The organism is Neptunomonas sp. (assembly GCF_041601355.1).
GTDB lineage: Bacteria > Pseudomonadota > Gammaproteobacteria > Pseudomonadales > Balneatricaceae > Neptunomonas.
In genome coordinates, this window is record NZ_JBFIIH010000109.1 from 1 (window position 1) to 14482 (window position 14482).

At 47.3% G+C, this 14482-nt stretch carries 10 protein-coding genes; 7 read left to right on the forward strand and 3 right to left on the reverse strand.

The window, feature by feature from the left end; all coding sequences use genetic code 11:
- Positions 1–289 precede the first annotated feature (289 nt).
- The gene (locus tag ABY436_RS15285) at positions 290–2059 is read right to left on the reverse strand and encodes a diguanylate cyclase (RefSeq protein ID WP_372739803.1); all 1770 of its coding nucleotides are present in this window, start codon (positions 2057–2059) and stop codon (positions 290–292) included.
- Positions 2060–2797: 738 nt separating this feature from the next.
- On the opposite strand from ABY436_RS15285, the gene ABY436_RS15290 reads away from it, so the two are divergent.
- The 5 genes from ABY436_RS15290 to ABY436_RS15310 all read left to right on the forward strand — a co-directional run bounded on the left by ABY436_RS15290 (position 2798) and on the right by ABY436_RS15310 (position 10661).
- Positions 2798–5635: a hypothetical protein gene (locus tag ABY436_RS15290; protein WP_372739804.1), complete on the forward strand. Its 2838-nt coding sequence runs from the start codon at positions 2798–2800 to the stop codon at positions 5633–5635.
- Positions 5636–6176: 541 nt separating this feature from the next.
- Complete coding sequence (locus tag ABY436_RS15295; protein ID WP_372739805.1) at positions 6177–7298, forward strand: ABC transporter ATP-binding protein; 1122 nt, start codon at positions 6177–6179, stop codon at positions 7296–7298.
- 60 nt (positions 7299–7358) lie between these two features.
- Positions 7359–8414: an ABC transporter substrate-binding protein gene (locus tag ABY436_RS15300; RefSeq protein ID WP_372739806.1), complete on the forward strand. Its 1056-nt coding sequence runs from the start codon at positions 7359–7361 to the stop codon at positions 8412–8414.
- Between the two features lie 116 nt (positions 8415–8530).
- Complete coding sequence (locus ABY436_RS15305) at positions 8531–9808, forward strand: ABC transporter permease (protein WP_372739807.1); 1278 nt, start codon at positions 8531–8533, stop codon at positions 9806–9808.
- Between the two features lie 4 nt (positions 9809–9812).
- Positions 9813–10661, forward strand: a complete 849-nt coding sequence (locus tag ABY436_RS15310) for an ABC transporter permease (RefSeq protein ID WP_090723945.1) — start codon at positions 9813–9815, stop codon at positions 10659–10661.
- A gap of 119 nt (positions 10662–10780) precedes the next feature.
- Here ABY436_RS15310 and ABY436_RS15315 read toward each other — a convergent pair whose 3' ends face one another.
- Positions 10781–11965, reverse strand: a complete 1185-nt coding sequence (locus ABY436_RS15315) for a sorbosone dehydrogenase family protein (RefSeq protein ID WP_372739808.1) — start codon at positions 11963–11965, stop codon at positions 10781–10783.
- A 172-nt stretch (positions 11966–12137) separates the two neighbouring features.
- Here ABY436_RS15315 and ABY436_RS15320 point away from each other — a divergent pair, with 172 nt between their 5' ends.
- Both ABY436_RS15320 and ABY436_RS15325 read left to right on the forward strand, forming a co-directional pair.
- The gene (locus ABY436_RS15320) at positions 12138–12875 is read left to right on the forward strand and encodes a dienelactone hydrolase family protein (RefSeq protein WP_372739809.1); all 738 of its coding nucleotides are present in this window, start codon (positions 12138–12140) and stop codon (positions 12873–12875) included.
- 134 nt (positions 12876–13009) lie between these two features.
- The gene (locus ABY436_RS15325; RefSeq protein ID WP_372739810.1) at positions 13010–14110 is read left to right on the forward strand and encodes a GNAT family N-acetyltransferase/peptidase C39 family protein; all 1101 of its coding nucleotides are present in this window, start codon (positions 13010–13012) and stop codon (positions 14108–14110) included.
- 77 nt (positions 14111–14187) lie between these two features.
- Here the strand turns inward: ABY436_RS15325 and ABY436_RS15330 are convergent.
- Positions 14188–14482 (reverse strand): MgtC/SapB family protein (locus tag ABY436_RS15330; RefSeq protein ID WP_372739811.1); only part of this gene is annotated, 295 nt, incomplete at its 5' end.

Below are 14482 nucleotides of genomic sequence, written 5' to 3' on the forward strand. Positions count from 1 at the left end.
GGATACATTGCATGATGGTAAATCGATTTGGGCTGAGAAAAACTTAGCTCAAATCTAAACTGACAGGCATCGTTTGAGAACGGGTAACTGTCAGATCAAGTCTGAGCTACTACACTTAACGGCTGGAGCATCGAAGACATTCAGTCTTTTTGCGTTAAGTTAAACATCCCTGATGATGTAACAAAGCAGTTTATCGAAGGTCACACGAGCGCCCTGAAGCATCTGTTCTATTGTGAGCGAATCACAGCACTTAGGCGAATGTGCGCCTCGAGCAGGCAAACTCGCTAAATCACGCGACCTGAGATTTATTCCGTCCATTATTTTTGGCCATATACATGGCGCTGTCTGCTCGTTTTATCAGTGCGTCCAGACTGTCAATATCCGCGCCAATGGTAGTAATACCAACACTTAATGTAATGCGGCCTGCTACGTCAGGAATAGTGATTTCACTTACAAGCTGACGCAGGCGATCAGCAATCAGCAGTGCTTTTGTTGCATCGGCCTCCTCAAGGAGAATCACAAACTCCTCTCCGCCAAGCCTGGCCGATAAGTCCGATTCCCTGCACATTGTCTGAATGCAGTTAGCAACCTTAATTAAAACGGCATCACCAATCGCATGTCCGTATTGATCATTAAATTGCTTAAAATGATCAATATCCAGCACTAACACCGAGATACTACGTTCATAGCGTTTAGCTTTACTGAAAACTCTTTTTGCTTCCTCGTAAAAAGCTCGACGGTTCATTAATGAAGTTAACGGATCCGTTGACGCAAGCCGTTTCAGCTCTGCCGTTCTGTCCTCAACTTTTTGTTCTAATGTTGCATTCAGCTCTTTGAGCTCTGTTTGCACGACCGCAAAATGTTTTAGTGAAACAGCAACCATTGTGATGGAAAATAACAGTAAGCCGACAGCGAGTGGCATATTTGTCCAGGGAATAAAACCATAAGCTTCGCCCATATCAATGAGTAGAAAAATGCTGAATATCGCGAAAATGGAGATCAGTACTTTTACCACGCCTCTGACCTGTTTAAATTGCACAAATGTGTTAACAAATAAAATGAGCAAACTCACTGTTAAGAAAATATCAAACAGCAAATACATGGAGGATAGCTCCAGCATCCCAGCAAGCGATCCGCCAATGGCAAAGATGGCAAAAATGAGATGAAAAACCCAAACCCCCTTAATAATTTTGGTGAATTTCCATGAGTGCCACGAATCAAATATCATCGCCATGGCAATGGGCAGCGCGAAATAGCCGGTGGCAGCAAGGTGGTCCCACATTAGCGGCGCGTTGACGAGAAGTTGCCTGGCCTGAGTCTGCGCAAACAACATGACACCCGATGCCAAGGTAAAAAGGGAAATAAGCAGAAATGTTTTCCTGTTGGATTTAACGAAAGAAAACATGAATGCTAAAAGAGAAATCAATAAGGATAAGCAACTGACGACTATATCCGTTAATGAATCATCAATAACGTGGTGGAGTAAATCTATTCGCTCCATCAACTTAACCTCGCCCCACAAACCGATGTCCGTCGCTGAAGAATATATCCGGAAATAGATCATTTTTCCGGCAAAATCCATTGGCAGAGTAATCATATGCCACGGCCACCCTTCAAACTGTCCCTGTCCATTTTGATCGAATGAGCCGTAGTGATAAATTTGCTTCCCATCGATATAGACTTCGGTAATCAAGTCGACACTATAAATATAAATAACGGGGTCGCGCCACACACCCTGATCGTCCAGGATGGTTCGATACCATACGTTCTTCTTCCCATTCCGGCCGGGCGGGTTAGAAGGAAAACCAATGCGTTTCCACTGGGTTGAATCCTGATCCCCCACTGCCCATGCTGGAATGCCCTGTGCAGTAAAGGGGGAATCACCCCAGCGATACTGCCAGTTGGCATCAATATTTTTGGTTTCTCCATGAGCGGAAACAAGGGAGGGAATTAAAATAAGAATCAGACAGGCTAAGAGATGTAGAATAGGTCGTTGAAAGAAAAGGAATAACTGATCTGATAATCGTGCTCGGATACATTTAAAATAAAAAATAGACAATGTTAAATCCTTTTAATTCGTATCCAACCATCCTAGAAAAGCTCGGGAAAACTTTTATAAGAGTTTTTTATATTAAGCACTTTCTATAAGAGCTATTATCTTATTTTTCAACTATTGAGGCAGCTTCATTCTAATTAAAACCCACACCAGCACACCTTCGAAAAAGTAATCTTTCCGGCATCATTATAAGAATAGCAGATTTGCGTCAGTTGACCCGGTATGCCGTTAGAACTTTATTATTTTAGTTACCCAAGGCCGAGAAAAAGCCTGATTAAATTCTCATTTTGGCGAGATAAAGCCATCCCATTACCACACTGTGCTTAACATCTGGTATTGCCGGCCATCGCTGTTCTATATCTGTCGAACGAGACTGGGCACGCCAAAAACCCGCCTTCCAGTAAGGCTATTTTACATTTTTCACATTTGCTACTAGCCTTAAATTCTCTCTAAAAATATGCACATGCTTGTTTTCGGTGACAGTAGGAGAAGCGATTCTGATGAGTAAAAGATTTAGGCAGCAAACATCAACATACCCACGATTTCTCAGCAATTTTATATCAGTCCTTATCCTTCTCAGCAGTTTGATCCCACTGGAGGCCATGGCTTTACTGGCACTGGGCTTTCCTAATGGCACCAAACCACATAATCGCATGCTTACATTAATCTACTGTTCAAAGTCCAAAGTAGGAAATAATATACTGGCAGAAGCAAGCATTTCTTTACGTTAGGCCTCTATTGGTGAAGTTCATATGGACGCTTAACCTCGTTTCGGTGCTTGCGCGAAGCCTTTTGCGTGTCACTTTCGTGCTATTTTTTTACGCATCTCCATCCACAAGTTTCGCCACCGATGGTACGGGCACAAACATTCTCTATTCATTAGAGCCTACACAGCGCTCTTTTGATCAAGAACTCGTGTTGCAGTTGCATATGGGCCGTTACCTGCTCAGCGAAAGTTGTATCGGATTCGTATCGAAAGGGGGCGCACTACTCCCCCTCAGTGAAATCACCTACAGTTTAGGATTCCCTATTGAGGTTGTCCCCTCTGAGGGATTAGCAAAGGGTTGGTTCCTGCGGGAAAATCGTCGCTTTTCTCTTGATTATGCCAGTGGCGAAGTACTGGTCGGAGGACAACGGCTAACATTCAACCCCAGCCAGATAGAGCTACACGAGGATGATATTTACGTCCATACAAAACTACTGATGCAATGGTTTCCGGTCAAATTCGCCGTCGACTATTCGCGCATGGTGGTGAAGGTAGATCCGCAGGAACCTTTACCTCTGCTGGCACGTATGGAACGGGAAAACAAACGAGCTAGCCTTGGCGGTAAAAGTAAAACCGAAGCCAGTCATTACCTTCGCGAGGAACTTCCCTACCAATTTATCAACTGGCCCTACCTGGATGTCAGCAGCAGCTATGGCCTCAATCAGCGCCTTGATCCTGATAGTAATAGCAAAGAAAGGGAGAATATCTGGGGTTATTCTGCCAACCTCAGCGGTGACCTGCTCTGGATGAATGCCAATCTATATTTCTCCGGGAATAAAGCGAACGATATAAATGACCTGCGTTTTGCACTGACACGCAAAGACATCGATGAGAATATTTCCGGCATTGACATTACTCAAGTGAGTATCGGTGATATTTTCACCCCGCGCATCGGTTTGATCAGCGCTGGCACATCAGGCAATGGCCTCGAGATATCCAATTTCCCCCTCAGTCGTTCAAGCAATTTCAGTACCACAGACCTCAGAGGCGAAATGGCACTAGGCTGGGAAGTAGAGCTGTATCGCAACGGAATTTTTCTGAATTCGCTGCCCCCCCGTAATGATGGCCGATACGAATTCCTCGGCATCCCCCTTATTTATGGTTCCAATGTGCTAAAGCTATCGTTTTACGGCCCCCAAGGACAACGGCGGGAGGAAACGAAAGTAATCATTGTCGGATCCGAGCAACTGTCACCGGGCATTTCTCAATTCCGCTTTGCAGCCATACAACCGGGAAAAGACCTGTTCGCCGTCAATGAAACGGATAAACCGAAAACAGACTTCCAGTACAGCCTGGAGTATGAGAATGGCCTGAGCAACAATCACACCCTGACGAGCAGTTTAACCAGACTGCTCCTGAATGATACTCAGCAGACCTACGCCGGAATAGGGCTTCGCAGTTCAATATTCGGAGCAGCAACCGAACTTGAACTGGTCAAACAACAGAATGCAGGGCATGCGGCTAAACTTTACCTGCAAACCCGCCTACTAGGCCTGAACATCAATGCCAGCCACGCCTATTACCAGGATTTCAGCAGTGACGATGTCACCCAAAGCAGCAGCAATTCACAACTTTCAAGTAGCGAACTGCGGCTAGACACCAGCAAAACTGCCGGGGTTTTACCGGCCATTCCTATCAGCCTGAGCGGAACCTTCGACCGATTCGAGTCGGGCCGTCAGGATCTGAGCCTGAGTAACCGCCTGTCGCTACATCTGAAGGGAGCATCGCTGACAAACACCCTCGACTGGAGCGAATCGAGGCAGGATGGCATTAGCAGCAACAGATCAGCTACAGGCAATTTCTTAATGAACGCAGCGCTTAAGAACAGCCTGCGTGCCAGGGCTAGCCTCAATTACACCCTGGCCCCCACTGCTGGACTGGACACCGCACGACTAACCCTTGACTGGAACCAGGATAGCAATAAATTCCGCTTCAGTGCAGGCCACAATTTAACCAGCCACGATACCAATTATAGCTTTAGTGTTAACCGGCTGTTCCAGAATCTGACCTTTGGCTTCAGCACTAATTATAGTGACAATGGCGACGCTTTTCTGGGTGCCTCACTGAGTTTTGGCCTGGGTAGGGAGCCACGCAGCGGCGACTGGCATATGCAGTCCCGTAACCTCTCAGACAGCGGCGGAATTTCCGCTCGTGTGTTCATGGATGAGAACCTCAACGGCCGTTACGACGAAGGTGAGCCTCCACTGGAAGGAGTGCGTATCGCACATACCGGCGGTGATAAGTCCGGGACCAATGCAAAGGGTCTTCTATTTTTACCCTCCTACAAGGGCTATCGCCCAGTCGATATCGCACTGGACCTGGTTAGCCTGGAAGACCCCTACCTGATGCCAACCCGCCCGGGGATCAATACAACTCCCCGTCCGGGACGAACTTTATTGGTAGATTTTCCCGTATCTTATACAGGCCAAATAGACGGTAAAGTACATATGACAGAGGGAAAGCATTCCAAGTCTGTGTCCAATGTAGTGTTGCAACTAATCGACACAAACGGCAAGACCGTGGCCGAAACCAAGACAGCCCTCGACGGCTTCTACTTGTTCAGTAGTGTCCTGCCCGGGGAGTATAGAGTACAGCCATCACTAGAGCAGACAAGCCGCCTGAAACTTGAATTGATGGTCGCTGAAAGCGTGAGCATTACAGCAGAGGGAGATAGAGTCAGCGGAATAGACTTTAAGCTGCGCCGCAATGAAGAGAACTCGCCAACGCAGGAGACTAGCAAGCTGGATGTTCAAGCGGATGAGAAAAAGAGCCGAAGCCCGGAAACTAACCAGTTATTGATAGTGAAGCGCTAATTTAATGCCCAACTACAACAGCCCCTTAAAGGCACGGCAACAATCTCAAGCTTTAGAATAGAAGAATTGAATCGGTGGATGGTTATGCGTAAGAGATAACCAGGTGAGACAAACACGCATACAAGCAGACATCCCGGGCGACTTTTTTATGCCTGTGACGCGGATTTTTCACTCCTCAACAATATCTGTATCTACTCCAAAACATCAAGAGCCGGCCTCAAAAAAAATCTGGTTCCGGGTTGAATAAAAAAATTGACCTGCATTCAAGCAACTGATAAAACATTAATAGTGTGTTAGAAAATATTATTTAACTGCTTGAAAATATGAATAATATTGAGTTTCAAATGTTTCGATAGTGCCGTTGGACAGCTCTGTTGTTTACACAACAGCAAAAGACAACACTGCTTTTTTTCTTATCAAAAGCAACACTTGAACTCATTACAAAATCAGTCCAACATAATTTATCAAGGAAAAATGCTCTTTAGGAGTTTTAGGTAATCTCCCCACTGGCATAAAGAACGATAATGGAGACGACACCCAGATGACTGATACTTCCACAGCTGACAGTTCCCATGCCACGAACGACCAATACGTGCGATTTGTTAATGTAAAAAAGAGCTATGATCAGAGAATCCTTGTTGTAAAAGATTTCAATCTGGATATCAAAAAGGGGGAGTTTGTTACCTTACTGGGGCCTTCGGGTTCTGGTAAAACCACCTGTTTAATGATGCTGGCAGGGTTTGAGGATGTTACCAGTGGCAGTATTTTGGTAAACGGTGAACCGGTTACCGATATTGCACCCTATCACCGTAATATAGGCATGGTATTTCAGCATTACGCGCTTTTTCCTCACATGACAATTGCCGAAAATCTTGCCTACCCTTTGAAGGTTCGTAAAATTCCCGCTACTGAAGTTGAACGCAGAGTGAAAGAATCTCTGGCTTTGGTTGAGCTGAATGATTTTGCCAAACGCTATCCGGGTCAGCTATCCGGTGGGCAGAAGCAAAGGGTGGCACTGGCGCGCTCTCTTATTTTTGAACCCAGCATTGTCTTGATGGATGAGCCTCTGGGCGCGCTCGACAAAAACCTGCGTGAGCAGATGCAGTTTGAAATCAAACGTCTGCATGAAGATCTCGGCTTTACGGCCATCTATGTGACTCACGATCAGACTGAAGCACTTACCATGTCGGACCGGGTCGCCGTGTTTAACGACGGAATCGTTGAGCAGTGTGCCGCACCTGAGGTGCTTTACGAGCAGCCTGCCAATTCATTTGTTGCTAACTTTATTGGTGAAAATAACCGTATACCCGGCACCGTCAAACGCATTGAAAATGGCTTAGCGCAAGTGGAGCTCGTCGATGGAACACTCGCCACAACCGGCAATAAGAACTGCCCGGCGCAAGGTGCCCCCTGCACACTTACGATTCGACCTGAGAATCTATTTATTGCCAGCAAGCACTCCATGGAAAACAGCATACAAGCCAGCTTCATGACACGCCTTTATGTTGGAGATTCCATTCGCTACTTTTTTAAACTCAGTTCGGGTACCGAGCTGATGGTTAAAACACTGAACGATCAACATGCTCCCGTTTTACAGCGCGGTGCCATGACACAACTCACATGGTCGACAACGGGAGGGTTAGCATTAGATCGCTCGGATTAACGCGCACTCTACAGAACGAAAAGCAATAAACTGCAAGAAACCGTAAGAGGAAAAGGAAAAATGAAAGCACTCAAGCGATTCGGCGCGGCACTCGCGCTGTGCACAGCAGCAGTACCTGCTATGGCCGACCAGTTCACTGCTGTGTCCTTCGGTGGCGCCTATGGAGCAGCACAACAGAAACATATGCTCGACCCGTATATGGAGAAAACGGGGCATAAGATACTCTTTGAAAACTACTCCGGTGGTATCGCCGAAATCAAAGCACAGGTAGAGAGTGGCAACATTCTCTGGGATGTTGTTGATATCGAAGTGATCGACCTGGAAAGAGCCTGCTCAGAAGGTTTGCTCGAAGTTTTCCCACATGACACATTACCGCCGGGCGATGATGGTGTTGCCGCCAGTGAGGATTTCTCTCCTCAGGCGCTTTCAAACGAGTGCGGTGTAGGCAACATCGTCTGGACTGTTTTATATGCTTACAGTAGTGACACGATTAAAGGCGGCCAGCCTTCAACGATCAATGATTTTTTCAACACTGAGCAATTCCCGGGTAAGCGCGCGCTGCGTAAACGCCCTCAGGTAAATATGGAATGGGCGCTGATCGCCGATGGTGTGCCAAAAGATCAGGTTTATGATCGACTGGCTACCGCTGAAGGACAACAGCAGGCATTTGCCAAACTGGATAGCATAAAAGATGATCTGGTCTGGTTTGATAGCTGGTCTCAGGCTCCACAGCTTCTGAACGACGGTGGCGCGGTGATGGTGCAGTCAGCTAATGGCCGTATTTTCGATGCGATTCAGAGTGACAAAAAACCGTTTGAAATGGTTTGGGATGGACACATCTATGATCTTGATGTGTGGGCTATTGTAAAAGGCTCTAAAAACAAAGCATTAGCAGAAGACTTTATCCGCTTTGCCACCAGCTCTAAGCCGGAGAGTGGTATGCAGGAAGTGGCCTACGGCCCTACCCGTCAGTCGTCTTACGCCTATGTAGATCCGGCTATTATCCCTAAATTACCGTCGGCGCATCTTGATGAAGGCTTACAGGCATCTGGTGAGTTCTGGGCTGACTACGGCGAATCCTTAGGCGAAAAATTCAACGAATGGCTGCTGAAATAAGACTGTTTTAAAACGCTATTGAATCCATAGACTCTTCGGCTGATAGACACCTGCTTATCAGCTGAAGAGACTCGATTCACGCCTTTGCTTTTGTTTGCTATGTAGAGGGCCACCCTATGTCTCAATCTGATCTGAGTATGAACAACAATATGGAAGTTCGATCAGTGCTGACCACTGAGGAGATGGCACAAAGCCGCAAAATGCAGCGACGCCGCAAGGTGATTGCGTTTGCCTTTGTGACACCTTTACTGCTATTTGTTTTGATTGCCTTTATAGCGCCGATCGGCACTATGCTGTATCGCAGTGTCTATCACCCCACGGTTGCTCAATTAATACCTGACACATTAGACGCACTATCCGGCTGGGACGAAACAACTGATACCCGCCCGGATGACGCGGTGCTTAACCGTTTTTCCGTAGAATTAAAGCAACTCGCAATGACACGCAAATCAGGGAAACTCGGCGAAGAGATCAATCGCGCGATGCCTGGCACCTCCAGCGTGATTAAATCAACAGCACGTAAGTTTAAAAAACTGGATACAGAACTACTTCGTAACGAAGGAGCGTCACGCCTACTCGCCAGTAAGCCTCAATGGAAAGAGGTTGAGATCTGGAGAGCGATGAAAGTCTCCGGGGCGGTCTTTACCAGCAGCTCCTATCTCACCGCCTTAGATTTAGATCGCAATGCGGCAGGCGAGATAGTTGCCCGGGATACTCAGGTATACATTCAACTTTATCTTAAAAGTCTGAAAATAGCCCTGATCATCACCTTTTTAACGGCTGTCATTGGCTTCCCTCTGTCTTATTATCTGGCTACTGCGTCGCCGAAAACAGCCAACACGCTGATGGTATTTGTCTTGCTGCCTTTCTGGACCTCTCTGTTGGTGCGCACAACATCATGGATCGCACTCTTGCAAACCAACGGCGTTGTTAATACCTTCCTCAAAGCCATTCATGTGATAACCGACCCCATCGAGATGCTTTACACACAGTCCGCGACGGTCATCGCCATGACACATATTTTACTGCCCTTCATGATCCTGCCTTTGTATAGCGTCATGAAGGGTATTGATCCGAGCTATTTACGTGCAGCCATGTCGCTGGGTGCTAAACCTATTCCGGCGTTTATTCGCATTTACTTACCCATGACAGTACCCGGGCTTAGCGCAGGTGCCTTACTGGTGTTTATTATTTCTATCGGCTATTACATTACTCCCGCCCTGGTGGGCGGTACCGATGGCCAGATGATCAGTAACATTATTGCTTTTCATATGCAGTCGTCTAACAACTGGGAATTAGCCGCCGCACTCGGGTCGCTGCTACTCGCTTTAATTCTTATCCTTTACTGGGTCTACGATCGTTTGGTCGGGGTCAGCAATATTAAACTGGGGTAATGCCATGAAATTCCCAAAATATTTCTCTATCTGGCAAAAAATAGGCATGCATGGATTACGCCTCACGGCGTGGGCAGTGCTGGCGTTTCTGATGATACCTATTTTGGTGATTATCCCATTGTCATTTAACGCTGAGCCTTATTTCACCTTCACAGAAGGCATGCTGACATTCGACCCGGATGCTTATTCGCTGAAATGGTACGCTGAAATATTCAATGATGATAAGTGGATGTTAGCGATCAAAAACAGCTTCTTCATTGGCGCATGTGCCACACTTATCGCCACCGTGCTAGGCACCTTTGCAGCCATCGGCTTATCCAATCCGGTGATGCCGTTTCAACGCGCCATCATGGCGATGCTGCTCTCGCCGATGATAGTACCCTTGATCATTACGGCGGCAGGGATGTATTTCTTCTATACACAACTGGGATTATCGGGCAGTTATCTGGGGGTGATTATTGCACACGCGGCGTTAGGCACACCGTTTGTCATCATCACGGTTAATGCATCTTTATCCGGATTCGATTATTCGTTGATGCGCGCATCGCTGGGGTTGGGTGCTCCCCCTGTTTATACTTTTTTCAATGTCATCATGCCGTTGATTCGTCCCGGCGTTATATCCGGTGCGCTGTTTGCTTTTGTGACCTCTTTTGATGAAGTGGTGGTCATCCTGTTTTTGGCGGGCCCAGAACAGCGCACTATCCCACGCCAGATGTTTTCCGGGCTACGTGAGCAGATTAACCCGACTATTCTGGCCGTTGCTGTCTTATTGGTGGTTATCTCAGGACTCTTACTGCTCACGATTGAGTACCTGCGTGCACGCGGCGAACGTATTCGCAGCGGTGAGATTTAAGAGCGGTGATATTTAACCGACACAGTGCAACTGACGGCAACTGCTGAGCAGGCACCTGACTAAGCGCCTGAGTAAGATCCAAAGTAAGAGCCTGGCTAAACAGCAAACCACTCTCCTGCTTACTGTCGTCGTAAGCGGAAGATAGCGGAAGGCTCTCCATCACTGCTGATGTAGATAGCGTTATCCGGCCCGATAGCAATACCGACAGGCCTTGCCCAACGGTTGCCATTATCCAATTGAAATCCTGTTAACAGATCTTCCACCCCCACCGCTTTTCCCTGATCAAATTGCACCATGACAAGTTTTGGATGGCGACGGCTGGCCCTGCCACCCCCACGCTGGGTTGCCCAGGAGCCATGCAATGCCACCAGCGCATTTCCTGATAATTCAGTCAATGAACTGCTTACAGGAACAAAAGCAACCGCCATCGGCGCGCTACGTGCCGCAAAGGTGGCTACTGGCTTTTGTACTTCATCAATAGAACGGGGAGGCGTCCCTGATTGGCAGTCATCCCGCGTTACCTGTTCGCCATCATATTGATACCACGGCATACCATGAAAAGAACCGGGTTGCAGATGCGCAAACTGCTCCGCTGGCTGCTCATATCCCGAGTGATCCGGGCCATTATTACTGGCATAGATATCCCCATCATGCGGCGACCAATCAAACCCTACCGGATTACGCAAACCACTCGAATAGACTTGCCAACCTGATGCAACAGGCTCATCCAGCAACATCACACCACCACGACGATTATTAGCTGAGTAGCCTTGCCCTAGATATTCATCACTGCAATTGCCACTAATACCCAAGCTCATATAGACACGCTTATCCGGGCCGACTTTAACCGTCCGGCTACTGTGCCCACCCACCGGTAAAGGCATTACTTTTTCTAAGTCCTGAATAAGCAGTGGCTCTGATGGCGAATAGTGACCGCTATACAGCCCTTCTGTACTGGCAACAAAGATACGATCATCTCGAAACGCCACGCTATGAGGATATATAAACCGTGTCTGCAGCTCCTGTGGATGCTGGTAAGGTGCAGGGAGTCGATACACACGTCCGGAACGCGATCCGGCAAATAAACTGCCGTCAGGATGAAAAGTCAGCATTCGCGGCAAATCAACTTCCGTAGTCAGCACTTCGAACACATAACCTGACGGTACGTTGACTGTATAAGTATTCCCAGCCAACTTGACAGGCTGAGAAATCAAATTGATAGCTGATACAGCGCTACTGAAAGCCCCTAACGTACTCGCAGCAACAATAGTAAAAACAATAAAACGCAGTCGCTTAATGGGCATGATTAACCTCGGACAATCATGTATATTTTGATGTAGATTAACGCGCTTCTTACGTATTTAACATAGATCTATAATCAAACTTCGATCATAAACACTGTAGTATTAGCTCAACGAGTATCCCAATAAGCTCTGTAGTATCGAGTCTTTTCTGATCAATTCAAGGAGATGTATCATGAAAATATTTCTATTCACCTTACTTAGTTTTTGCTTATCCAGCGCAGCATATGCTGCGGGAAAAGAGGTTACCTATACCATTAACGATCAAGACTACCAAGGCTATTACGTGAGCCCTTCGGCGGATGCGCCACTGGTATTACTTATACACGACTGGGATGGTTTAACCGATTATGAAGTTAAACGTGCCGACATGCTGGCCGAAATGGGTTATAGCGTGTTTGCCGCTGATCTGTTCGGCGCCGGTGTTCGCCCCACCAAAATGGAAGATAAACGCCAGCATACCGGCGAGCTTTATAAAGACCGGACCAAGATGAACAGCCTGATGAATGGCGCACTCGATGTTGCAAAAGAACAAGGTGCTAACACCGGCAATACGGTGGTGATGGGGTATTGTTTTGGTGGTGCCGCGGTTCTTGAGATGGCACGCTCAGGAGCCGATGTAAAAGGCTTCGCCACCTTTCATGGTGGCCTCACAACACCCGAAGGACAAGATTACAGCAAGACTAAAGGCAAGCTGCTGATCATGCATGGCAGTGCCGACACGGCGATCACTATGGATCAATTTGCCGCTCTGACGAATGAATTGGAAAGCAGTGGTATTAACCACGAGATGATCACCTACAGCGGTGCTCCACATGCGTTTACCGTTTTTGGATCAGATCGATATCGTGAAGATGCCGATAAAAAGTCATGGCAACGTTTTTCTGAGTTCCTGAAAGAAGTGACTCAATAACCTGACATACAAGCAACATGCAAATACCCTGTAAACGACATGTATATGAAATAGCGTCTTTTTATTGTAATACCCATATTGCTGGCACTATGCGGGGTGTATGATCTTTCCTTTTTGAAAAGAAAGACTAAGAGATGGGTGTATTGAATATTCGTCAGGCACAAGGGGCTGATCTGACAGCGCTTCTTGAAATTGAAGAAACCTGCTTTTCCGGCGACAGGATCAGCAAGAGGCGTTTTCAGCATTGGCTTAAAGCCACTAATTGTGTGTTTTTAGTCGCAGAGGATGCACAAGGCCTGATCGGTTACGGGCTGATACTGCTACATAAAGGAACACGTCTGGCACGCCTTTATTCACTGGCCATCGCCAAGCGCGGACGCCAGCAAGGTGTTGGCAGGCTGCTGATGGATGAATTAGAAAAGAATACCGCAGCACGCGGCAGACTTTATATGCGCCTGGAAGTTGCCACATCAAACACCGGTGCCATTAAGCTTTATGAAAGCTTAGGGTACCGCTGCTTTGATGAGTATACGGACTATTACGAAGACCACTCAGATGCATTGCGCATGCAAAAGCGCATTCGTTTTATTCAATCAGCACAAGCCTACAAGCCCACCCCCTGGTATCAGCAAACTACCGATTTTACCTGCGGCCCGGCGGCCTTAATGATGGGCATGGCTAGCCTGAAAGCAGACGTAAAACTCAGTCAGGAGCTGGAGCTGGATATCTGGCGTGAAGCCACGACTATTTTTATGACTTCCGGCCATGGCGGCTGTCACCCTTTGGGACTTGCGCTAGCCGCTCATCGACGAGGATTCGAGGCCACGACGTATATTAACTCACGCCATCCTTTATTTATCGAAGGTGTTCGCTCTGAACATAAAAAGGCGGTCATGACCGCTGTCGATCAGCAATTTCACCACAAAGCTGAAGCAGAGGGTGTAAACACTGTTTTTGCCGACGTGACACAGAATCAAATTCAGAATTGGCTAACCGAAGGGTACGCTGTGCTTGTCTTAATCAGCACCTATCGAATGGATGGACTTAAAGCCCCCCACTGGGTGACAGTGACGGCGGTAGATGATATTTGCTTATACGTTCATGATCCCGATCCTGACGACAAACATCAGTTGCCGATCGATTGCCAGCATATTCCCATCGCCAGAGAGAATTTCGCAAAAATGTCTGCTTTTGGTCGTGGACGACTAAGAACGGCCGTTATTATTCGTAAATAACAAGATCAGAATTAAATTGCGAACCGCAGAAGCGGAGCTTTGAACAAAGCCCGCTTCAAATCCCATTCATTACGCCCTCATCGCTTTATCGTGAATCCGCGCACTTTCGCATGAACACCGCGACTAAAGGCTTTAGTATGCTCTTCCAGTAAATCCACTCCGTACAAAATCCCCACGACCAGTATCGATATCTTGATCGCTGCGAACAAGTATCCGGACGATATTATGACCCCGATAGCGGCCAGCATCCAAATAGTAGCAGCCGACGTCACACCGACGACGGCACCATCTTTTGCCAGCATCACTCCCGCCCCTAAAAAGCCAATACCGGTAATGACCTGCCCGATAACCCTCGAAGGATCGATAGCATCA